Annotated in this window: 23 protein-coding genes and 1 tRNA gene; 13 read left to right on the forward strand and 11 right to left on the reverse strand. The window is 67.4% G+C overall.

Features of this window, described 5'->3' with window-relative positions; genetic code table 11:
* Positions 1 to 172: 172 nt before the first annotated feature.
* Together F3J15_RS19550 and F3J15_RS19555 are read left to right on the forward strand one after the other, a co-directional pair.
* Positions 173 to 946 carry an SDR family oxidoreductase gene (locus tag F3J15_RS19550; RefSeq protein WP_039368119.1) on the forward strand — a complete coding sequence of 258 codons (774 nt, stop codon included), beginning with the start codon at positions 173 to 175 and terminating at the stop codon, positions 944 to 946.
* A gap of 166 nt (positions 947 to 1112) precedes the next feature.
* Positions 1113 to 2042 carry a LysR family transcriptional regulator gene (locus F3J15_RS19555; RefSeq protein ID WP_166893508.1) on the forward strand — a complete coding sequence of 310 codons (930 nt, stop codon included), beginning with the start codon at positions 1113 to 1115 and terminating at the stop codon, positions 2040 to 2042.
* Between the two features lie 40 nt (positions 2043 to 2082).
* Here the strand turns inward: F3J15_RS19555 and F3J15_RS19560 are convergent, their stop codons facing one another.
* A complete protein-coding gene (locus F3J15_RS19560; RefSeq protein WP_166893510.1) occupies positions 2083 to 2979 on the reverse strand; it encodes a LysR family transcriptional regulator in 897 nt (298 codons plus the stop codon).
* A 106-nt stretch (positions 2980 to 3085) separates the two neighbouring features.
* On the opposite strand from F3J15_RS19560, the gene F3J15_RS19565 reads away from it, so the two are divergent.
* Entirely contained in the window at positions 3086 to 3976 is an 891-nt protein-coding gene (locus F3J15_RS19565; RefSeq protein ID WP_166893512.1) for an alpha/beta hydrolase, read from the forward strand.
* Between the two features lie 30 nt (positions 3977 to 4006).
* Here the strand turns inward: F3J15_RS19565 and F3J15_RS19570 are convergent, their stop codons facing one another.
* Both F3J15_RS19570 and F3J15_RS19575 read right to left on the reverse strand, forming a co-directional pair.
* Complete coding sequence (locus F3J15_RS19570; RefSeq protein WP_166893514.1) at positions 4007 to 4906, reverse strand: SDR family oxidoreductase; 900 nt, start codon at positions 4904 to 4906, stop codon at positions 4007 to 4009.
* 41 nt (positions 4907 to 4947) lie between these two features.
* Positions 4948 to 5685, reverse strand: coding sequence for an SDR family oxidoreductase (locus F3J15_RS19575; protein ID WP_166893516.1), 738 nt, complete (start codon positions 5683 to 5685; stop codon positions 4948 to 4950).
* 117 nt (positions 5686 to 5802) lie between these two features.
* On the opposite strand from F3J15_RS19575, the gene F3J15_RS19580 reads away from it, so the two are divergent.
* A complete protein-coding gene (locus tag F3J15_RS19580; RefSeq protein ID WP_166893518.1) occupies positions 5803 to 6705 on the forward strand; it encodes a LysR family transcriptional regulator in 903 nt (300 codons plus the stop codon).
* A gap of 43 nt (positions 6706 to 6748) precedes the next feature.
* On the opposite strand, the gene F3J15_RS19585 is transcribed toward F3J15_RS19580, so the two are convergent.
* The 4 genes from F3J15_RS19585 to F3J15_RS19600 form a co-directional block, all read right to left on the reverse strand.
* The gene (locus F3J15_RS19585; RefSeq protein ID WP_166893520.1) at positions 6749 to 6916 is read right to left on the reverse strand and encodes a hypothetical protein; all 168 of its coding nucleotides are present in this window, start codon (positions 6914 to 6916) and stop codon (positions 6749 to 6751) included.
* 148 nt (positions 6917 to 7064) lie between these two features.
* Positions 7065 to 7149, reverse strand: a tRNA-Leu gene (locus F3J15_RS19590).
* Between the two features lie 96 nt (positions 7150 to 7245).
* Entirely contained in the window at positions 7246 to 8403 is a 1158-nt protein-coding gene (locus F3J15_RS19595; protein ID WP_166893522.1) for an ABC transporter substrate-binding protein, read from the reverse strand.
* A 64-nt stretch (positions 8404 to 8467) separates the two neighbouring features.
* On the reverse strand, positions 8468 to 9409 hold the full coding sequence (locus tag F3J15_RS19600; RefSeq protein ID WP_014896306.1) for a CysB family HTH-type transcriptional regulator: 942 nt from the start codon (positions 9407 to 9409) through the stop codon (positions 8468 to 8470).
* A gap of 216 nt (positions 9410 to 9625) precedes the next feature.
* Here F3J15_RS19600 and F3J15_RS19605 point away from each other — a divergent pair, with 216 nt between their 5' ends.
* From F3J15_RS19605 to cobA, 6 genes are all read left to right on the forward strand, one after another.
* Positions 9626 to 11305: a nitrite/sulfite reductase gene (locus F3J15_RS19605; RefSeq protein ID WP_166893524.1), complete on the forward strand. Its 1680-nt coding sequence runs from the start codon at positions 9626 to 9628 to the stop codon at positions 11303 to 11305.
* A 25-nt stretch (positions 11306 to 11330) separates the two neighbouring features.
* A complete protein-coding gene (locus tag F3J15_RS19610) occupies positions 11331 to 11888 on the forward strand; it encodes a DUF934 domain-containing protein (RefSeq protein WP_166893526.1) in 558 nt (185 codons plus the stop codon).
* A complete protein-coding gene (locus F3J15_RS19615) occupies positions 11885 to 12637 on the forward strand; it encodes a phosphoadenylyl-sulfate reductase (protein ID WP_089446237.1) in 753 nt (250 codons plus the stop codon). Before F3J15_RS19610 ends, F3J15_RS19615 begins: the two co-directional genes overlap by 4 nt.
* Positions 12638 to 12713: 76 nt before the next feature.
* A complete protein-coding gene (cysD, locus tag F3J15_RS19620; protein WP_059576774.1) occupies positions 12714 to 13676 on the forward strand; it encodes a sulfate adenylyltransferase subunit CysD in 963 nt (320 codons plus the stop codon).
* A gap of 22 nt (positions 13677 to 13698) precedes the next feature.
* Positions 13699 to 15015 (forward strand): sulfate adenylyltransferase subunit 1, encoded by a 1317-nt coding sequence (locus tag F3J15_RS19625; RefSeq protein ID WP_166893528.1) that lies wholly within the window; start codon positions 13699 to 13701, stop codon positions 15013 to 15015.
* A 70-nt stretch (positions 15016 to 15085) separates the two neighbouring features.
* On the forward strand, positions 15086 to 15835 hold the full coding sequence (cobA, locus tag F3J15_RS19630; RefSeq protein ID WP_166893530.1) for a uroporphyrinogen-III C-methyltransferase: 750 nt from the start codon (positions 15086 to 15088) through the stop codon (positions 15833 to 15835).
* A gap of 80 nt (positions 15836 to 15915) precedes the next feature.
* Here cobA and F3J15_RS19635 read toward each other — a convergent pair whose 3' ends face one another.
* The 3 genes from F3J15_RS19635 to lptF are packed head-to-tail and all read right to left on the reverse strand — an operon-like array spanning position 15916 to position 18570.
* Positions 15916 to 16299: a CbiX/SirB N-terminal domain-containing protein gene (locus tag F3J15_RS19635; protein ID WP_166893532.1), complete on the reverse strand. Its 384-nt coding sequence runs from the start codon at positions 16297 to 16299 to the stop codon at positions 15916 to 15918.
* A gap of 27 nt (positions 16300 to 16326) precedes the next feature.
* A complete protein-coding gene (gene lptG / locus F3J15_RS19640; RefSeq protein ID WP_089446233.1) occupies positions 16327 to 17475 on the reverse strand; it encodes an LPS export ABC transporter permease LptG in 1149 nt (382 codons plus the stop codon).
* A gap of 3 nt (positions 17476 to 17478) precedes the next feature.
* Positions 17479 to 18570, reverse strand: a complete 1092-nt coding sequence (gene lptF, locus F3J15_RS19645) for an LPS export ABC transporter permease LptF (protein ID WP_069248628.1) — start codon at positions 18568 to 18570, stop codon at positions 17479 to 17481.
* Between the two features lie 122 nt (positions 18571 to 18692).
* Between lptF and F3J15_RS19650 the strand changes: the two genes are divergently transcribed.
* Genes F3J15_RS19650 through F3J15_RS19660 form a run of 3 tightly spaced genes read left to right on the forward strand, consistent with a single transcriptional unit; the run spans position 18693 to position 21442 of the window.
* Entirely contained in the window at positions 18693 to 20204 is a 1512-nt protein-coding gene (locus F3J15_RS19650) for a leucyl aminopeptidase (protein WP_069248627.1), read from the forward strand.
* A 34-nt stretch (positions 20205 to 20238) separates the two neighbouring features.
* Entirely contained in the window at positions 20239 to 20655 is a 417-nt protein-coding gene (locus F3J15_RS19655) for a DNA polymerase III subunit chi (RefSeq protein WP_021160787.1), read from the forward strand.
* A 25-nt stretch (positions 20656 to 20680) separates the two neighbouring features.
* Positions 20681 to 21442, forward strand: coding sequence for a DUF2486 family protein (locus F3J15_RS19660; RefSeq protein ID WP_166893534.1), 762 nt, complete (start codon positions 20681 to 20683; stop codon positions 21440 to 21442).
* A 145-nt stretch (positions 21443 to 21587) separates the two neighbouring features.
* Here F3J15_RS19660 and F3J15_RS19665 read toward each other — a convergent pair whose 3' ends face one another.
* Positions 21588 to 21914, reverse strand: a complete 327-nt coding sequence (locus F3J15_RS19665) for a c-type cytochrome (RefSeq protein ID WP_089484432.1) — start codon at positions 21912 to 21914, stop codon at positions 21588 to 21590.
* Between the last annotated feature and the right edge of the window lie 126 nt (positions 21915 to 22040).

A 22040-nucleotide genomic window follows, 5' to 3' on the forward strand; every position in this document is an offset into this window, starting at 1 on the left:
CGGCGCCCATCGATCGAGGACAGATTCCGGCGCGGTTGTCGGTGCGGCAGGCAGCACTGCCGCGCTTCGATTGGATCGTTTTTCTGGATAATCCATCCAGCTCCGCCCGGCTGACCGGTGCGTCGCGCGTGCCTACACTCCAAGCTTCGTTCAACGAGACAAGGAGTCAACCGTGGCAACTCATACGCTCGCAGACAAGGTCGTCCTGATCGCAGGCGGCGCAAAGAATCTCGGCGGCCTGATCGCGCGGGATCTGGCGAGCCACGGTGCGAAGGCCGTGGCGATTCACTACAACAGCGCCGCATCGCAGGCGCAGGCCGAGGAGACGGCCGCCGCGGTGCGTGCGGCCGGCGCGGAAGCGGCTACGTTCCAGGGCGACCTGACGACGGCCGCTGCGGTCGAGAAGCTGTTCGACGACGCGAAGCAGCGCTTCGGCAAGATCGACATCGCGATCAACACGGTCGGCAAGGTGCTGAAGAAGCCGTTCACCGAGATCAGCGAGGCCGAGTACGACGAGATGTTCGCGGTCAACAGCAAGTCGGCGTTCTTCTTCATCAAGGAAGCGGGGCGGCACCTCGAGGATCACGGCAAGCTCGTCACGCTCGTGACGTCGCTGCTCGGCGCGTTCACGCCGTTCTATGCGGCGTACGAAGGGTCGAAGGCGCCGGTCGAGCATTTCACGCGCGCGGCGTCGAAGGAATACGGCGCGCGCGGGATCTCGGTGACGGCCGTCGGGCCGGGCCCGATGGACACGCCGTTCTTCTATCCGGCCGAAGGCGCCGATGCGGTCGCGTATCACAAGACGGCGGCCGCGCTGTCGCCGTTCAGCAAGACGGGCCTGACCGACATCGAGGACGTCGTGCCGTTCATCCGCCATCTCGTCACCGACGGCTGGTGGATCACGGGCCAGACGATCCTGATCAACGGCGGCTACACGACCAAGTAACCGACCCGGCAACGGGCCGCGCGGCGCACCGCAATGGCGCGTTTGCGTGGACAATGGACGGGCGCGCGGCCTCGCGGCTGCGTGCCCGTTTTCTCTGTGCCGCTGGACCTGGCCGCGACGCGCGACGGCCGGCGGCGGCGTTCGTCCGAACCCACGTTCCCTGCCGATGGACAAGCTGGATCAGGTCAGAATCTTCCTGCAGGTTGCCGAGATGGGCAGCTTCATCAAGGCCGCGCATGCGCTCGACGTGCCGCGCGCGACCGTGTCGGCAGCCGTGCAGCAACTGGAGACGGGGCTCGGCACGCGTCTCCTGCACCGCACGACACGCCAGGTGCAGCTGACCGCCGACGGCGCGCTGCTGCTCGAACGCGGCCGGCGCCTGCTCGCGGAGGCCGACGAACTCGACCGCCTGTTCCGCCGGCACGACCGCGACGTGATCGGCCGGCTGAATGTCGACGTGCCGAGCCGGATCGCGCGCCGCATGGTGGCGCCCGCGCTGCCGTCGCTGTTTCACCGTTACCCGAAGCTGCAACTGTCGCTCGGCTCGACCGATCGTTCGATCGACCTGGTGCAGGAGGGCGTCGACTGCGCGATCCGCGTGGGGCGGCTCGCGGACAGCAGCCTCGTCGTGCGGCCGCTCGGGCAGTTCACGCTGATCAACTGCGCGAGCCCCGACTACCTGCGCGAATGCGGCGTGCCCGAGCATCCGGATGCGCTCGCACACGGACACTGGGCGATCGGCTATGCGTCGCCGACGATCGGGCGCGAACTCGACTGGGAATACTGCGTGGACGGCCAGCGGCACACGCTCATGCTGCCGAGCCGGGTGATCGTCAACAATGCCGAAACCTATATCGCCAGCTGCATCGCCGGGATGGGGCTGATCCAGATTCCGCGCTTCGACGTCCAGCATCTGCTCGACAGCGGCGCGCTCGTCGACGTGATGCCCGGCCACCGCGCCGCACCGATGGACGTGTCGGCCGTGTACCCGCACCGGCGCCATCGTTCGCGCCGGCTCAATGCCTTCATCGAATGGTTCGGCGAACTGATGGCGAGCGCGCTGACGCATGGCACGGAGGGGGCGGAGGGCGACTGACCGGCACGGCCGGATCGCGTCACGTGCCGTCGTGCCTGTTTCAGCCGGGCAGCACCGCGAACTGGCGGCTGCGGCCGGTTTCCCGCACCGCATCGATCAACGCCGCGCCGGCGCCGTCCGGTTTCGCCGCGAACGCGTAGAAACGCGCGGCCGGCAGCGCCGGCAGGCCGTCCTGCGGGCCGCATTCGCGCAGGCCGTCGCGCAGCTGGCTGCGTGCCAGCGCGGTGACCGCGAAGCCCGCGAGCGCGGCCGACACGCAGCCGGCCATGCTGCTGCTCTCGAACAGCACGCGAAACGGCCGCAGCGCAGCGGCGAGTGCCGCGACGGCGGCTTCGCGATAGACGCATGGCTGCGGAAACAGCGCGAGCGGCACGTCGCCGCCAGCGTCGAGCGTGCGATCCGACGCGAACGCCCACACGAGCGGTTCTTCCCACATCAGTTCGCCCGGTGTGTCGACCTGCCGGCACTGCTTGCCGAACACGACATCGAGCCGGCCGAGCGTCTGCTCGCGCAGCAGCGACGCGGTGATCCCGACCTTCAACTCGATCGACGTGCGCGGGTGGCGATCGCGGAACGTGCGCAGCACGTGCGGCAGCCACGCACCCGCGAAATCTTCCGATGCGCCGACCCGCAGCGGCCCGTGCGCCGGCGCGCCGCGCAGCCTCGCGCGCACTTCGCGCTCCATGTCGACGATGTTGCGCGCGTACGCGTACAGCGTGTCGCCGGCCGGCGTGAGCGCGATGCGACGGGTGGTGCGCGCGAGCAGCACCGTGCCGGCCGCCTGTTCGAGCCGCTTGATGTGGCCGCTGACGGCGGACGGCGTCAGCGCGAGCCGTTCCGCGGCCGGCGCGAACCCGCGGCTGTCGACGACTTCGAGGAAGGTGCGCAGCAGCGTGATGTCGAGCGAGGTCGACGCGGGATCGGTCAGCGGTTCCATGGATCAATTCAACGCGATATACGAAGAATGAACCATGATACTCCGTGAATCGTGACGAAAGGCCGGCCTACCATCGTGCACTCGGATCGATCCAACGGAGTGCACGATGACGACCTATGCGCATGCGACGACCGCGTCGCTCGACATTGCCTATCTCGAGTGGAACCCGCGCGGCGAGCGCGTGGCCGTGCTGCTGCACGGCTGGCCGGACAGCCCGGTCGGCTGGAACGCGGTGGCGGCGATGCTCGCCGCGCACGGCTACCGCGTGCTCGCGCCCGCGCTGCGCGGTTTTGCGCCGACCCGCTTTCGCGACGCATCCGTGCCGCGCAGCGGCCAGCTCGCGGCGCTCGGGCGCGACCTGCTCGACTTCGTCGATGCGCTCGGCATCGAGCGGCCCGTGCTGGTCGGGCACGACTGGGGTGCGCGGGCGGCCGCGAACGCGTGCGGGCTGCGCGACGGCGCCGCATCGCATCTCGTGATGCTGTCGGTCGGGTACGGCACCAACGATCCGGGGCAGCCGCTGTCGCTGCAGCAGGCGCGCAACTACTGGTATCACTGGTTCATGGCGACGCCGCGTGGCGAGCAGGCGTTGCGCGACGATCGCCGCGCGTTTGCCCGCATGATGTGGGACACGTGGTCACCGCCGGGCTGGTATCGCGACAGCGATTTCGAGGCGGCCGCCGCCGCGTTCGACGGGCCAGACTGGATCGACGTCGTGCTGGATTCGTACCGGCATCGATGGGGATTCGTACCGGGCACGCCGGCCTATGCCGACGACGATGCGCGGCTGAATCCCGCGCCGGTGCTGGCGTTGCCGACACTCGTGCTGCACGGCGGCGCGGACACCTGCAATCATCCGGACGGTTCGGCCGGGCGCGAGCGGTTCTTTACGGGGCGCTACGCGCGGCAGGTGCTGGACGGCGTCGGCCACTTTCCGCAGCGTGAGGCGCCGGCGGCGGTCGCCGACGCGATCCTCGGGTTCTGCGAGCCAGGCTGAGGTGCGCCGGCGTGGCCGGCGCACGGTGGATCAGCCGCCGACGCGGGCCGCGAGCAGGTCGGCGAGGCCGATGTTCCTGAACATCTCGCGGCGAATGCGATCGCCGACGCGGAACACCTCCTCCGCGCCGTCGTGCGACGGATCGACGAACACGCGGTACGGGCGCTTGCCGGCCGGGGCGGCGACGATGTCGGCAATCGCCGTCGCGACGGTGCCGGCATCGGCGTCCGCCGGTTCGAGCGCGGCGAGGCCTTGAAGCGCCTGCTCGGCGACACCCGCATAGGGGCCGTCGACGTAGGCGGCCTGAATGGCCGTGTCGGCCGGCTTGCCTGCGTGGGCGAAGTGATTCGTGCCCTGGGTGAACGCGCCCGGCACGACGATCGACGTTTCGATCCCCCAGCGGGCCAGTTCGGACGCATAGGACACCGCGAGCGAATCCATCGCAGCTTTCGCGGCGAAGTAGGGCGCGAGGAACGGCGGCGTACCGCCGCGCGCGGACGACGACGACACCCAGACGAGCAGCCCGCGCCCCTGGCGGCGCAAGTGCGGCAGCGCCGCGCGGTTGACGCGCTGGGTCGACACGACGTTGATGTCGTAGAGCTGGGCGATCTGCTCGGGCGTGAACGCTTCGGCCGGGCCGAACACCATGTGGCCGGCGTTGTGGACGATGACGTCGAGGCGGCCGTTGTCCGCGATCACGCGATCGATGGCGGCACCGACGGACGCGTCGTCGCCGACGTCGAGCTCGACGGTGCGCAGGTCGATGCCGTGTTCCTGCGCGTAGGCGGCGATGGCGGCGACGCGCGGCGCGTTGCGGCCGGTACTTTCGCGCATCGACGCGTAGACGGTATGACCGGCGCGGGCGAGCGCCTGGGCCGTCAGCAGGCCGAAGCCGCTGGACGCGCCCGTGACGAGAATGACTTCCTTCATGATCGATCTCCGGTGACAGGGGGGGCGTGACAGGCGGCCGGTCAGCACATGCCGCCGTTGGCACGCAGGACCTGGCCGTTGACCCACGCGCCGTCGGGGCCGGCGAGGAACGCGACGACGCTGGCGATGTCGGCGGGCTCGCCGAGCCGCTCCAGCGGATTCATCTTCGCCATCCGGTCGACGACTTCGGCGCTCTTGCCGTGCAGGAACAGCTCGGTCGCGACCGGCCCCGGCGCGACCGCGTTCACGCTGATGCCGCGGCCGCGCATCTCCTGCGCGAGCACCTGCGTCATGCCTTCGACGGCCGCCTTGGTCGCGATGTACACGCCGTAGGTCGGCAGGCGCATGCCGATCACGCTCGAGGTCAGGTTGACGATGCGGCCGCCGTCGCGCACGCGCTTCGCCGCCTCGCGGCTGACGTTGAATGCGCCCTTCAGGTTGATCGCGACGGTCTGGTCGAACGCTGCGTCGTCGAACTCGGCGAGGGGCGCGAGTTTCATCACGCCCGCGCTGTTGACGACGACGTCGATCCGGCCGAATGCCTGCTCGGCCGCGTCGAACAGCGCGGCCACCGCCGCCGGATCGGCGACGTCCGCCTGCACCGCGACGGCCGTGCCGCCGTCGGCGACGATCGCGTCGACCACTTCCCGGGCCGGGCCGGCGCCGCCGGCATAGTTCACGACGACCCTGAAACCGTCGCGGGCGAGACGGCGGGCGATTTCCGCGCCGATGCCGCGCGACGAGCCCGTGACGAGGGCGACCTGTTCCGATGTGCTCATGTCCTGCTCCTTGGTTCGTAAGTGCCGTGCGATCCGGCGACAGGACTAATGTAGGCTTCCTCGATCAATAAAAATAATGAATAATGATCAGATCAAGAATGACTGAAAGTATGTCTCATGGCATTCGACAGCAGGCTTTTGAGCGGGATCGGCGTGCTCTCGGCGGTGATCGAGGCCGGTACCTTCGCGCGCGCCGGCGAGGCGATGGGGTTGACGCAGCCCGCGGTGAGCCGTGCCGTCGCCCGGCTGGAAGAGCGCGTCGGCATCCGGATCTTCAACCGCACGGCCCGTGCGATCACGTTGACTGACGAAGGGCGGCGTTTCTATGAAGCGGTCGCGCCGCTGCTGGCCGGCATCGAGGACGCGGCAATCGACGCCGGACAGTCGAAGGCGCGTGTCAGGGGGCGGCTGCGCGTCAATGTCGACGCGACTTTCGGCCACTACGTGCTGGCGCCGAAGATGGCGGAGTTTCTCGACCGCTTTCCCGATCTCTCCGTCGAGATCAGCGTGCGCGACCGGATGGGCGACCTCGTCGCCGACGGGTTCGACGTGGCGGTGCGGTTCGGTATTCCGGAGCCGTCGTCATACCGTGCGCGGCTGCTGCTGGAAACGCGCGTGCTCACTTGCGCGTCGGCGGCCTATGTCGCGCGTCACGGCGAACCGCGGCACCCGCGGGATCTCGCGAGCGGGCATCGCTGCGTGCTGATCCGCGATCCGGTGACGGGGCGGCCGTTCGAATGGGAGTTTCATCGCGGCAAGGAGGTGGTGCCGTTCGATGCCGCCGGCCGGCTGATGGTCAACGACACGGGCATGCTGCTCGGCGCGTGCCTGGGCGGCGCGGGGATTGCCCAGCTGCTGGAACTCTATGCGCGCGACATCCTCGCCGACGGGCGGCTGGTGCTGCTGCTGCCGGAATGGGCGGACGAGACGTTTCCGCTCTACGCGTATCACCACGCGTCCAACCTCGTTTCCGCGAAGGTGCGAGTGTTTCTCGATTTCGTGCGGGCGTTGATGGCCTGAGCCTGAGCTCGACGACGTTGCCGCCGGCGGCCCTCCCGTCCATTCATTCGGTGCGATGCGGAATGCTGTCCGGGAACGGGTAGGGCGCGTGCGGGCCCGGCCAGTCAGGCACCGGCGGCGCGGTCAGTATGTCGCAGCCGGCCAGCATGAGCGACAGCGCCACGGCGAGCGCGCGGCGGCAGAGCGGAGATGAAATCGTGCGCATGGACATGGCGTGCCTCCGTGCCGCGCATCCTCATGATGCTTGGACTGTTGCGCGGGGGCACGCGTTGCGGCGCGCACGGAAAAAACAAAAAACCCGCGAAGCGGCGAGCTTGCGCGGGTTTCGGGAGGCGCAGCGCTTCACGCTGCGAGAATGCTGGTGCCCAGGGCCGGAATCGAACCGGCACGCCTTGCGGCGGGGGATTTTGAGTCCCCTGCGTCTACCAATTTCACCACCTGGGCTTGAACCTGGCCGCGCATGTGATGGTGCGCGGCGAAACGCGGATTATGTCCGAAATCCCGCCGCCGGGCAAGCTGCCCGGTTGCGGACCGCGCACGTCACTGACTGAGGTAGACGAACCGGCCCTGCTTCACGATCCCCATTACGCTCGCGCGCTGGTCGAGTCCCACATGATCCTTGTCGCTCGTGTTGACGACACCGTTCGGCACGACGAGCTCGTGCGCATGTTCCAGCTCGCGCCGCAGCGCCGCGCGGAACGCGGGCGTGCCGGGCTGCGCGGCCTTCAGCGCGCGGCCGACTGCGTCGGCGAGGCGCGGGTAGACGCCCGCCGCGTCGCCCGCGAACTGCGTGACCGTACCGGCGCCGTACTTCGCCTCGTACGCGTCGACGAACGCGAGTGCGGCCTTGCGGGCCGGATGATCGGCCGGCAGCGTGCGCGCGACGACCACCGGCTGGGTCGGGAACAGCGTCCCGTCGACGTCCTTGCCGCCCAGCTTGATGAATTCCGGCGTCGCGATCCCGTGCGTCTGGTAGATCGGACCCTTGTACCCGCGTTCGATCAGCGTGCGCTGCGGCAGCACGGCCGGCGTGCCCGAGCCCGCGATCAGGATCGCGTCGGGCTTCGCCGCGATCAGTTTCAGCGCCTGGCCCGTGACGCTCGCGTCGGTGCGGTTGAAGCGCTCGGTCGCGGTGACGCGGATCTTGCGCAGGTCCGCGAAGCGCGTGAACTCGTTCAGCCAGCTGTCGCCGTAGCTGTCGGCGAAGCCGATGAAGCCGACCGTCTTCACGCCGTGATTCGCCATATGGCGCGTCATCACGTCGGCCATCGCGCGGTCGCTCTGCGCCATCTTGAACGCCCAGGTCCGCGCGCCTTCCTGCGGCTCGACGATCGCGCCGGAGCCGACCAGCGTGATCATCGGCGTCTGCCCGGCGGCCACCGCATCGAGCGCCGCGAGCGCGGCCGGCGTGATGTTCGGCCCGACCACGACGTCGACATGATCCTCGTCGACCAGCTTGCGGATGTTGCGCACCGCCGTGCCCGGGTCGGACGCATCGTCGAGCACCGTCACCTGCACCGGTTGCCCGGCGATCGTCTTCGGCCACATCAGGATCGCGTTCTTGCTCGTGATGCCGATCGCGGCGGCCGGGCCGGTCGACGACAGGTCGACACCGACCTTCAGGTCGGCATGCGCGGCGGCGCAGGCCAGTACGAGGGCGGCGCCGGCGGCGTGGCGCAGGAGGGCGGGAAGCGTCATGCGGAATTCTCCGTCGGACAGCAAAAAGGGGCGCGATGTGCGCCCCCGTGTTTATACACGCCGCTCAGAGTTCGTACGATTCGGATTCGCCCTTGAGCGCCTGTTCGATCAGCTTGCGGTTCAGCGTAGGCGACAGCAGTTCGACCAGCGTATACACATAGCTGCGCAGGTAGGCGCCCTGCTTGAGCGCGACGCGCGTCACGTTGCTGCCGAACAGGTGGCCGACCGGGATCAGCCGCAGGTTGCGGTCGCGCTCGGGATTGAACGCGATGTCGGCCATGATGCCGACGCCGAGGCCGAGCTCGACGTAGGTCTTGATCACGTCGGCGTCGATCGCCTCGAGCACGATGTCCGGCGACAGCCCGCGCAGTGCGAACGCATGGTTGATCTTCTTGCGGCCCGCGAACGCATCGTCGTACGTGATCAGCGGGTACTGCGCGAGGTCGTCGAGCGTGACCGGCTTGCGTTCGAGCAGCGGATGGTCGGCCGGCACGACGGCCGCGTGGTGCCACTGGAAGCAGGGCAGCGACACGAGTTCCTTGTAGTCGGAGATCGCCTCGGTCGCGATCGCGAGATCGGCCTGGTCGTGGATCACCATCTCCGCCACCTGCGTCGGGCTGCCCTGCAGGATCGACAGATGGACCTTCGGGAAGCGCTTCTTGAACTCGGCGATCGCGGCCGGCAGCGAGTAGCGGGCCTGCGTGTGGGTCGCGGCGATGGTCAGGTTGCCCTGATCCTGCGCGGCATAATCTTTCCCGACCCTTTTAAGGCTTTCAACCTCCTGAAGGATCCGCTCGACCGACGCGAGGATGATCCTGCCCGGCTCGGTGAGCGAGCGCACGCGCTTGCCGTGCCGCGTGAAGATCTCCACGCCCAGCTCGTCCTCGAGCTCGATGATCGCCTTCGACACCCCCGGTTGCGACGTGTAGAGCGCCTTGGCGGCCTCGGTGAGGTTGAAATTCTGCCGGACGGCCTCGCGCACGAAGCGAAATTGGTGCAGGTTCATTTATAACCCTTCCGCATATCAACAGAATTTTTTAGTCGTTTGAAATATAAGGCGAGTTTATTACGATTCACCGGAGTTTTTCAAATATGGATATCTGTTTTCGTCATTAGCAATCCAGCCGGGCAGCGGAAGGCCGGCGATAGCGGCGGAACGGAGATTCGGGCGCGACGTGGCTAGGACGTCGCGCGGTCACCACGAAAACCCTGGGGTCCCCGAATGTATCAGTACGACCAATACGACCAGACGATCGTCGACGAGCGTGTCGCGCAGTACCGCGATCAGGTGCGCCGCCGGCTGTCGGGCGAGTTGAGCGAAGAAGAGTTTCGTCCGCTGCGCCTGCAGAACGGCCTGTACATGCAGCGCCACGCGTACATGCACCGCATCGCGATTCCGTACGGCAACCTGCGCAGCGACCAGCTCCGGATGCTGGCGCGCATCGCCCGCGAACACGACCGCGGCTACGGCCACTTCTCGACCCGCTCGAACATCCAGTTCAACTGGATCAAGCTGGAAGAAACGCCCGAGATCCTCGCGAAGCTCGCATCGGTACAGATGCACGGTATCCAGACGTCGGGCAACTGCATCCGCAACATCACGGCCGACCAGTTCGCCGGCGTCGCGCAGGACGAAGAGATCGATCCGCGTCCGTGGTCGGAAATCCTGCGTCAATGGTCGACGTTCCATCCCGAATTCGCATGGCTGCCGCGCAAGTTCAAGATCGCGGTGTCGGGCTCGAAGGACGACCGCGCGGCCGTGCAGATCCACGACCTCGGTGTGTACCTGAAGAAGAACGTGGAGGGCGAAGTGGTCGCGAGCATCCTCGCGGGCGGCGGCCTCGGCCGGACGCCGATCATCGGCGCGGTTATCAAGGAAGACCTGCCGTGGCAGCACCTGCTCACCTACTGCGAAGCCGTGCTGCGCGTATACAACCGCTACGGCCGCCGCGACAACCTGTACAAGGCGCGCATCAAGATCCTCGTGAAGGCGCTGTCGCCCGCGAAGTTCGCGCAGCAGGTCGAGGAAGAGTGGCAGCACCTGAAGGACGGCCCGTCGACGCTCACGCGGGCGGAAGTCGATCGCGTGTCGCAGTACTTCCAGCCGCCCGTCTACGAGAAGCTGGCCGACACCGACGCATCGTTTGAACAGCATCTGCTCGAGAACAAGGCGTTCGCGCGCTGGGTCGAGCGTAACGTTGCCCCGCACAAGGTGGCCGGCTATGCCGCCGTCACGCTGTCGCTGAAGGATCACCGTGTCGCACCGGGCGATGCGACCGACCAGCAGATGGATCTGGTGGCCGACTGGGCCGACGCGTACTCGTTCGGCGAGTTGCGCGTGTCGCACGAGCAGAACCTGATTCTCGCGAACGTGAAGAAGCGCGACCTGTTTGCCGTGTGGGAAAAGGCGAAGGCAGCCGGTTTCGCGACGCCGAACATCGGCCTGCTGACCGACATCATCGCGTGCCCGGGCGGCGACTTCTGCTCGCTCGCGAACGCGAAGTCGATCCCGATCGCGCTGGCGATCCAGCAGCGTTTCGACGATCTCGACTATGTGTACGACCTCGGCGACCTGTCGCTGAACATTTCCGGTTGCATGAACTCGTGCGGTCACCACCACGTCGGCAACATCGGCATCCTCGGCGTCGACAAGGACGGCGCCGAGTGGTACCAGGTGTCGCTCGGCGGCGAGCAGGGCACGGGCCGGAACGGCGCGCGCCTCGGCCGCGTGATCGGGCCGTCGTTCTCGGCGGAAGAAGTGCCTGACGTGATCGCGAAGCTGATCGACACGTTCGTCGAATCGCGCGTCGACGGCGAGCGCTTCGTCGACACGTACGATCGCATCGGCATCGCGCCGTTCAAGGAGCGCGTGTATGCGGCGCGCCAGGCAGTGAACGCGTAACCAACCGGGTAGAAGGAATTAGCAGATGGCTTCGATTATCAAGAACCGCGCAGTGATCGACGATGCATGGCAGGTCGTGCGCGCGGCGGAAGACGGTGCACTGCCCGCGGTCGACGCGTTGCCGGCCGGCAAGGTGCTGGTGCCGTTCGCATTGTGGCAGGCCGAGCGCGCGGCGCTCGTCGCCGCGAAGACGAAGGACGAGCTCGGCGTGTGGCTCGCACCGGACAGCGAGCCGGCCGATCTCGTGGCCGACTTCGGCGCGATTTCGCTGATCGCGGTCGACTTCCCGCGCTTCGCGGACGGCCGCGGCTACAGCATCGCGCGCCTGCTGCGCGAGCGCCATGGCTGGACCGGCGAGCTGCGTGCGATCGGCGATGTGCTGCGCGACCAGTTGCTGTACATGTCGCGTTGCGGCTTCGACGCATACGCGGTGCGCGCCGACAAGGACATCCACGACGCGCTGAATGCGTTCACGGAATTCACGCAGCGTTACCAGGGCGCGTTCGACCAGCCCGAACCGCTGTTCCGCCGCCGCGGCGCGGCGGCAGACGTAGCGACGCCCGACGCGAAGGTGAGCGCATGAGCACCGCGACCGCCACCGCGCTGACGCCTGAACTCGCCGCGAAGGTCGAGCGCCTCGACGCGCTGCTCGCGCAGATCGGCGCCCGTCACGAGAAGGTGAAGTTCGCGAGCAGCCTCGCGGCGGAAGACATGCTGCTGACGCATGCGATCCTGTCGAAGGGCGTGCGGATCGGCATCTTCTCGCTGAACACGGGCCGCCTGCACGCGGAAACGCTCGGCATGATCGACCGTGTGCGCGAGCGCTACGGCTACGAGATCGAGCAGTTCCATCCGCAGCAGGACGCGGTCGACCAGTATGTCGCCGAGCATGGCCTGAATGCGTTCTACGAGAGCGTCGAGCTGCGCAAGTCGTGCTGTCACATCCGCAAGGTCGAGCCGCTGAATCGTGCGCTCGCGGACGTCGGCGCATGGGTCACCGGCCAGCGCCGCGAGCAGTCGGTCACGCGTGCCGAGCTGCACGAGGAAGAACAGGACGAAGCGCGCGGGATCGCGAAGTACAACCCGCTCGCCGACTGGACGGAAGCCGACGTGTGGGCGTACCTTAAGGCGTTTGACGTGCCGGTGAACCCGCTGCATGCGCGCGGCTACCCGAGCATCGGCTGCGAGCCGTGTACGCGGGCGATCCGTCCCGGCGAGGACAGCCGTGCGGGCCGCTGGTGGTGGGAGTCGCGCGATACGAAGGAATGCGGGCTGCACATCACGACGATCACGCCGATTCCCGCGGATGCCGAAGCCGGCGCCACGCACTGAAAGCCTGACAAGAAACTGAATATTGCGCCGCCTGCGACAGCGGGCGGCACGAACCCAGAAGAGAAGGACTGAAATCATGAGCACGACGCTCGAGCAATCCGCCTTTGCCCCGCCCGCCGGTGCCGACAGCCGCATGGGCCACCTCGACTGGCTCGAAGCCGAGTCGATCCACATCCTGCGCGAACTGGTCGCCGAATGCAGCAAGCCGGCGCTGTTGTTCTCGGGCGGCAAGGATTCGGTCGTCGTGCTGCATCTGGCACTGAAGGCATTCGGCCTCGGCGCGAACCGCAAGACGACGCTGCCGTTCCCGCTCGTGCACATCGACACGGGCCACAACTACGAGGAAGTGATCGACTTCCGCGATCGCCGCGCGCAAGAACTCGGCGCCGAGCTGGTCGTCGGCCACGTCGAGGATTCGATCAAGCGCGGTACGGTCGTGCTGCGCCGCGAAACCGATTCGCGCAATGCCGCGCAGGCCGTCACCCTGCTCGAGACGATCGAGCAGCACGGCTACACGGCGCTGATCGGCGGCGCGCGTCGTGACGAAGAGAAGGCGCGTGCGAAGGAACGCATCTTCTCGTTCCGCGACGAATTCGGCCAGTGGGATCCGAAGGCGCAGCGCCCGGAACTGTGGAGCCTGTACAACGCGCGCCTGCACAAGGGCGAGCACCTGCGCGTGTTCCCGATCTCGAACTGGACCGAGCTCGACGTGTGGCAGTACATCGCGCGCGAAAACCTCGAACTGCCGTCGATCTATTACGCGCACCAGCGCGAGATCGTGCGCCGCAACGGGCTGCTCGTGCCCGTCACGCCGCTCACGCCGATGCGTGACGGCGAGACGAGCGAGCTCGCGCAGGTGCGCTTCCGCACGGTCGGCGACATTTCCTGCACGTGCCCGGTCGAGAGCGACGCGGACGACGTCGAGAAGATCATCGCCGAGACGGCGGTGACCGAGATCACCGAGCGCGGCGCGACCCGGATGGACGACCAGGCCTCCGAAGCCGCGATGGAACAGCGCAAGAAGCAAGGTTATTTCTGAAGCACACGAGGACATTCACATCATGAGCATCATCGAGAACACCGAAGACCTCGGCGTGCTGCGCTTCATTACCGCAGGCAGCGTCGACGACGGCAAGAGCACGCTGATCGGCCGCCTGCTGTACGACAGCAAGGCCGTGCTGTCCGACCAGCTGTCCGCGCTGTCGCGTGCGAAGAACAAGCGCACGGTCGGCGACGAGCTCGACCTCGCGCTGCTGACCGACGGCCTCGAAGCCGAGCGCGAGCAGGGCATTACGATCGACGTCGCGTATCGCTACTTCGCGACCGCGAAGCGCAAGTTCATCATCGCCGATACGCCGGGCCACGAGCAGTACACGCGCAACATGGTGACGGGCGCATCGACCGCGCACGCGGCGATCGTGTTGATCGACGCGACGCGCATCACGGTCGAGAACGGCGTCGTGCAACTCCTGCCGCAGACCAAGCGCCACAGCGCGATCGTGAAGCTGCTCGGGCTGCAGCACGTGATCGTCGCGATCAACAAGATGGACCTGGTCGACTACAGCGAAGCGCGCTTCAACGAGATCCGCGATGCCTACGTCACGCTGGCGAAGCAGCTCGGCCTGAGCGACGTGCGCTTCGTGCCGGTGTCGGCGCTGAAGGGCGACAACATCGTCGGCGCGAGCGAGCGCATGCCGTGGTACGCAGGCGAACCGCTGCTCGACGTGCTCGAATCGCTGCCGGTCGAGACGCAGGCGCATGACGCGCTGCGCTTCCCGGTGCAGTGGGTCGCGCGCCAGGACGGCAGTTCGGCCGACGATTTCCGCGGCTACATGGGCCGTATCGAGTCGGGCGAAGTGAAGGTCGGCGACGAGATCGTCGTGCTGCCGTCGAACCGCACGGCCACGATCGCCGAGATCGTCGCGCCGGTGCCGGGCGGCACCGCGTCCGTGCCGCACGCGTCCGCGGGCCAGACCGTGACGATCCGCCTCGCGGAAGACGTCGACGTGTCGCGCGGCGACATGTTCGTCACGTCCGCCGAGCCGGTCGAGCCGGCGAAGAAGCTCGAAGCCGATCTGTGCTGGTTCGACGAGACGCCGCTGTCGCCGCAGCGCAAGTACCTGCTGAAGCAGACCACCAGCACGGTGTTCGCGAAGATCGGCGGCGTCAAGCAGGTGCTCGACGTGCACACGCTGTCGCACGCGACCGACCGTCACGATCTGAAGATGAACGACATCGGCCGCGTCGCGCTGACGCTGCAGAAGCCGATCGTGTGCGACACGTACGACGCGCATCCGGGTACCGGTGCGTTCGTGCTGATCGACGAGGCGACGCATCACACGGTCGCCGCTGGGATGATCCGGGCGTTCTCGGCGTAACCGGGCAACCGCGCCGCTTCGCGGCGGCGCGGGCCGGAGCCGACGCCCGCTGGAAGGCGAAGCGACAAACATGGGCAAGGTGTATCTGATTGGAGCAGGGCCGGGCGCGGCCGACCTCATCACGGTGCGCGGCGCGCGGCTGCTCGAGCAGGCGGACGTCGTGCTGCACGACGCGCTCGTCGAGTCCGCGATGCTCGACTACGCGCCGAATGCGCGCCGGATCGCCGTCGGGAAGCGCTGCGGGCAGCGCTCGACCGCGCAGCACTTCATCAACAAGCAGATCGTCGATGCGGCACGCGAGCATGCGTGTGTCGTCCGGCTGAAGGGTGGCGACCCGATGTTGTTCGGTCGTGCCGAAGAGGAGATGCGCGCGCTGGAAGCGGCCGGCATCGACTACGAGGTCGTGCCGGGCATCACCGCGGCGCTGGCCGGGGCGGCGACGCTGAAGCGTTCGCTGACGTTGCGCGGCGTGTCGCGCAGCGTCGCGTTCGCGACCCACAGCCGCGCGCCGGGCAGCGACGAGATTCGCGAAGCCGCGCGCGCCGATTCGATGGTCTATTACATGGGCCGCGACAGCGCGCCCGGCATCGCGCAGGAATTGATCGACGCGGGCCGTGCGCCAACAACGCCCGTGGCGATCGTCGAGGCGTGCAGCACCGCGCGCGAGCGCACGCTGACGTTGACGCTCGCACAGATGGCGGCGGGTGACGCACAGGCGTGGCTCGATCCCGCGCAACCGAGCTTGCTGATGATCGGCGATGCATTCGCCGAGCGCGCCGGGCAGGCGAAAGCGGGCGATCCGATGCGAAATGCGGCCTGAGCGGAATCCGGCTGGAGTCCCAAACGAAAAAAGCGCTGGCGGAAGCCGGCGCTTTTTCTTTGTGGGCCGTGACTCGTGATTTACGCGCCGTCGCCGATCTGGTCGATGCAGTAGCGCGCGATCGCGTCGAGCACGCCGTCGTCTTCGCCGACGGCCGTCGCGCAGCGGATCTCGACACCCGGATGCACGGCCCGGCATGCGTCGACGAGCTGCGGCAGGTCGCGGCGGACATGGCCGCCCTGGCCGAAGAACACGGGCACCACGGTGATGTGCGTGCAGCCGGCCGCGACCTGCTCGGCGACGGCGTCGCCGAGCGACGGCGTCATCAGTTCGAGGAACGCGAGCGACACGTGTGCAGCGGGGGAGGGGGCGCCGCGCAGCCGCGCGGCGAGCCGCTCGAACGGCTCGGCCCAGCGCGGGTCACGCGCGCCGTGGCCGAACAGGACGATGCCGTGCGAACTCATGTCGAAGCCTCCGTCGTGACGCGGCGCTCAGTGCCGGTCGACCCACTTGAGCGCGAACAGGCCGAGCGCGAGATAGATCAGGCCCGGCGTCGCCGCGGTGAGCGGCGCGGGCCACGTGTTCAGCGTGCCGATGTGCGAGAACAGCGTATTGAGGAGCTGGAAGCTCATGCCGAGCATGATACCGCCGAACACTTTCACGCCGACCACGCCCGCACGCGTGTGCAGGTACGCGAACGGCAGCGACAGCACGAGCATCACGAACACCGCGAACGGATACAGCAGTTTGCGCCACAAGGCGATGTCGTAGCGCTGCGTGTCCTGCTGGTTCTCGTGCAAATGCTGGATGTAGCGGAACAGGTTGATGATCGACATGCGATCCGGCGACACGAGCAGCACCGACAGGATCTGCGGCGTCAGGTCCGAGCGCAGCCGGTATTCGGGCAGCGAGACCTGCTGCGACCGGTACACGGGGTTCAGCGCGTCGGCCGGCTGCCCGCTGATCGGCTTGATCGGCGTCAGCTCGGTTTCGTTGACGCCCTTCAGCAGCCAGTGGCCGGGCGGCTCGTAGCGGCCCGTCTGCGCGATCCGCACGTTGCGCAGCTGGAATTTCGAATCGAATTCGTAGATGCGCACGTTGCTGATCGTCGAGTCGGGCGACAGGCTGCCGACGTTGACGAAGCGCGTGACCTGCTCGCCGTTCTCGCGGGCCGCGAGCGTGTCCTTCACCCACACGCCCGACTGGAAGTTCGACGACACCGACGCGCCGAGCGCCTGCAGCCGCACGCGTTCGGACAGCTGGTCGGCGTACGGGCCGACGAATTCGCCGATCAGGTAGGTGACGATCACGAGCGGCACGCCGATCTTCAGCAGCGAGCGCAGCGCCTGGTTGGTCGCGAGGCCCGACACGCGGAAGATCGTGAATTCCGAGTTCGCGGCCATTTGCGCGAACACGTAGATCGCGCTGATCAGCGCGGCGACCGGGATGATTTCGTAGAAGCGCGACGGGGTCTGCAGCGCGACGCGCAGCACCGCGTAGCCGAACTTGTAGTTGCCGTGCCCGACCGAGTTCAGTTCGCTGATCAGGTCGAAGAAGAAGAACAGGCCCGAGAACGCGAACAGGATGAAGACGAACGTGACGTAGATCTGTCGCGCGAAGTACTTTTCATAGAGCCGCATCAATCATGCTCCCGAGCGGCCGAACAGCGCGCGTGTAAACAGCGGACGATTGCGCACGCGCAACCAGAAGATGAACGCGACGATCACCGCGACGACCAGATGCAGGCCAACGAGCCCGACGCCGAACGACATCTTGCCCTGCTCGATCTGCGACTGCACCACGTTCAGCAGGTTCGAGTACGTGAGGTAGATCAGCACGGCCATCACGAGGTTGATCGTGCGGCTGCGGCGCGGGTTCTGGTACGACAGCGGAATGCCGAGCACCATCAGGTTGATCGCGATCAGCGGCAGCCCCGCGCGCCACGCGAATTCCGCGAGGTTGTCGTTCGTCGGGGTGCGCAGCAGGTCCGGCGTCGGCGTGCTGTTGGTGGTCTGCACGTTGGTGACCGGGGTGCTCGTGATCTTCACGCCATAGCGCTCGAACTCCATGATCTTGAAGTTCGGCTGGCCGGGCGTGCCGTCGTAGCGGCGGCCGTCCTCCAGGACGACGAAGCGGCTGCCGTCTCGCGTTTCCGTGTGCCCCGTCTGCGACACGACCACGTTGACCTTGCCGTTCTCGGTCGAGGTCACGAACACGTTCTGCACCTTGCTCTGGTCGGGCGTCATCTTCTCGATGAAGAACACGCGGTGGTTCGAGGCCGATTCGCGGAACTGGCCCGGCGCGAGCAGCGAGATCTCGTCGCGCTGCTGGAAGCGCGCCTTGATCATCTTGCTTTGCTGGTTCGACCACGGCCAGCCGACGAACGCGAAGAAGGCGATCAGCAGGATGATCGGCGTGGCGAACACGCCGATCGGCTTGATGAGGCGCGTGAGGCTCACGCCCGACGCGAGCCACACGACCATTTCGGAGTCCCGGTACCACCGGGTCAGCACGAACAGGATCGACACGAACAGCGTGACGACGAGCATCACGGCGAGGTAGCCGATCACGGTGAGGCCGATCAGCACGAGGACGTCCCGCGGATCGATTTCACCGGACGCGGCGTAGCCGACGATGCGGATCATCATCGTCGTGAGCATGATCGTGAGCAGCACCATGAACACGGCGCCAGCCGTATACGCAAGCTCGCGCTGGAGGGAGCGTTCGAAGATCATTCTTGATGAGAAGAGGGCGGGAGGCTGCGCACGCGTGGTGGAGCGCTCGCGCCGCCACGGGAAAAATAGCGGATAATTGCGGCTTTCATCCTTAGCCCAGATTTTATCCGAGGACAAGCGCGATGGACTTTAGCATAAAAGGCTGTGATTGGAGCAAAGGCGAGGCGAAGGGGTTCCTGACCGGGAAGTCCGATTGCATCGTGCTCGGCATCTTCGAGGCGCAGACCCTGTCGGGCGCGGCGCTCGATATCGACACGGCCACCAAGGGGCTGATTTCGCGCGTGATCAAGGCCGGCGACATGGACGGCAAGCGCGGCAAGACGCTGTTCTTGCACGAAGTGTCGGGCATCGGCGCGTCGCGCGTGCTGCTCGTCGGCCTCGGCAAGCAGGATGCTTTCAATCAGAAAGCCTATAACGATGCCGTGACGGCCGCATGGCGCGCGCTGCTGGCGACCAAGGTCGTCCAGGTCACGTTCACGCTCGCGCAACTGCCGGTCGACGAGCGCAGCTCCGACTGGGGCGTGCGCGCGGCAATCCTCGCGCTGCGCAACGAGACCTACCGCTTCACGCAGATGAAGAGCAAGCCGGAGCCGGCGTCGCACACGCTCAAGCGCGTCGTGTTCAGCGTCGATCCGTCCGACGAAAAGGCCGCGAAGGTCGCGGTCAAGCAGGCCGTCGCGCTCGCGAACGGGATGGATCTCACCCGCGACCTCGGCAACCTGCCGGGCAACGTCTGCACGCCGACCTACCTCGGCAACACCGCGAAGAAGATCGCGAAGGATTGGGGCCTGAAGGCCGAAGTGCTCGGGCTCAAGCAGATCCAGGCGCTGAAGATGGGCTCGTTCCTGTCGGTCGCGCGCGCGTCGGTCGAGCCGCCGCAGTTCATCGTGCTGCACTACCAGGGCGCCGCCGCGAAGGCCGCGCCGGTCGTGCTGGTCGGCAAGGGCATCACGTTCGACACGGGCGGCATCTCGCTGAAGCCGGGCGAGGGCATGGACGAGATGAAGTACGACATGTGCGGCGCGGGTTCCGTGCTGGGCACGATGCGTGCGGTTGCCGAGATGGGCCTGAAGATCAACGTCGTCGCGATCGTGCCGACCTGCGAGAACATGCCGGGCGGCAACGCGACGAAACCGGGCGACATCGTCACCAGCATGAAGGGCCTGACGATCGAGGTGCTGAACACCGACGCCGAAGGCCGTCTGATCCTGTGCGACGCGCTCACGTATGCCGAACGCTTCAAGCCGGCCGCCGTGATCGACGTTGCCACGCTGACGGGCGCGTGCGTGATCGCGCTGGGCGGCCACAACAGCGGCCTGTTCTCGAGCAACGACGCGCTCGCGGGCGAACTGCTCGACGCGTCGCGCGAAGCGAACGACCCGGCATGGCGCATGCCGCTCGACGACGAGTACCAGGACCAGCTGAAGTCGAATTTCGCGGATCTCGCGAACATCGGCGGGCGCCCGGCCGGCGCCGTGACGGCCGCGTGTTTCCTGTCGCGCTTCACCGAGAGCTATCCGTGGGCCCACCTCGACATCGCGGGCACCGCATGGAAGGGTGGTGCGGCGAAGGGTGCGACGGGCCGTCCGGTGCCGTTGCTCGCGCAGTTCCTGATCGACCGCGCCGGCCAGTGATGGCGGTGTGGACGACGCTGCGGGTACGCGGGCAATGACGCGGATCGATTTCCACTCGAACGTCGGCGATTCGCTCGCGTACGCGTGCCGGCTGCTGCGCAAGGCCTACCAGGCCGGGCAGCCGGTCGTCGTGCTCGCCGAGCCCGCACGCCTGCGCGCGCTCGACGAGCGGCTCTGGACGTTCTCGCCGCTCGATTTCATCCCGCATTGCGGTGTCGACAGCGAGCACGCAGCCGGCACGCCGATCGTGCTGGCCGCGGATCTCGACCGCGCGCCGCATCATCACGTGCTGCTGAACCTCGGCGCAGCCGTGCCCGCGCAGTTCGCCCGCTTCGAGCGCCTGCTCGAAGTGGTCGGCAATGCGCCGGACGAGCTGGCCGCGGGCCGCGACCGCTACCGGTTCTACCGCGACCGCGGCTACGCGCTGAACAACTACAAGCAGGGCAGCTAGCCGCAACCGTCAACGGAGTATTCCCGTGACCGAAGCCGATTCATCCTCGATCCCGACGCTGACCGACGTGCTGGTGCCGGGCAAGCCGGTGCCGGCGCGCTCGCCTGCGCCCGACGCGCCGCAGCCGCCCGCCAACGCGGCGATTCCGGTGCTCACCGACGTGGTCGCGCCGCACGCCGCAGAGGCGGCGCCGGCCGGTTCCAGGCAAAGTGAACTTGACCCCGGTTCCGTCGTGGTCGAATGCGTGCCGACGCCGCACGTGCCGGCGGTCGAACTGCCGGGCGACGTGGCGACGGCTGCCGCGGCCGCGATGGGCGAGACCGATGCGCCGGCCGAACCCGGCGCCGTGGAGCACGTGTTCGCCGAAGATTCGGCGGCAATGAGCGCACCGCTGCAATCATTGCTGGCCGACGACGATGTGCCGCTACCCGCGTTCGCAGCGGTGGCGCATGAGGTGGTGGGGCACGCGCGTGAAGCGCACATGCCGGAGGCCGTCGTACCGGCCGCCGCGCTGCAGCCGGAGGCGCAGGGTGCAGCCGGGCTGACACCGGAAGATGCGCAGCACATCGCCGAGCGTCTGCGCAATCGCCTGACGAACTATCTGACGGGGGAAGGGCGCGACGCGATCGAAGCCCGCTGTCGCGACGCGTTGCATGAGCATTCGGCCTGGCTGGTCGGCCAGATCACGCGCGAAGTGGCGCTGGCGCTGGAAACCGAGGTGATGGACTGGGTTCGCGACGCGGTCGACGAAGAGATCGCCCGCCGCCGCGCCGGTCATTCCGGCTAAGCACAATGGGCATTCCGGTGAAAACGGGGTGCGATTCCAGTAAAAGCCGGTGAAGCTGACGGCGAGGCATTGCACCGTTAAGCCGGGGCATGTCCGCCAGTCGGTGGAATCCGGCAGGTTGGCGATTCCGCCCGGGGCGCCCGGTTCAGCGCACCGACAGCACCCATTGCGCGAGCGTGTGGGCTTCGGTGTTCGTCAGTTGCGTATTGGCGGGCATCGGCACGCTGCTCCATACGCCGACGCTGCCTTTCACGATCGATTGGGCAAGGTAGTCGACGGCGTCTCCGCGCGCCGCATACTTGCCGGCGACGTCGCGGAACGACGGGCCCATCAGCGGCTTGCCGATCGCGTGGCAGGCCATGCAGTTCTTGCGCTGAGCCAGCGCGAGCCCGTCGGCCTGGTCGGCGCGCGCCGCTGCCCCGCTGCCGATCAGCAGTGTGGCAAGCAGGACGCGCAATATCGAGTGTTTCATGCGGTTCTCCGCCGGCGGGGACGGCCGGCTACATGGTCCGCGCATTATAGAAGCAAAGGGAAAGCGCGTTTTGCGCGTTCCCCCCGGCGGCCATGTTTATCGGGGTCGCATGTCTTGACGTGCCCG

The sequence above is a fragment of the Burkholderia sp. Ap-955 genome, from assembly GCF_011753045.1.
Classification (GTDB): Bacteria; Pseudomonadota; Gammaproteobacteria; order Burkholderiales; family Burkholderiaceae; genus Burkholderia; species Burkholderia lata_D.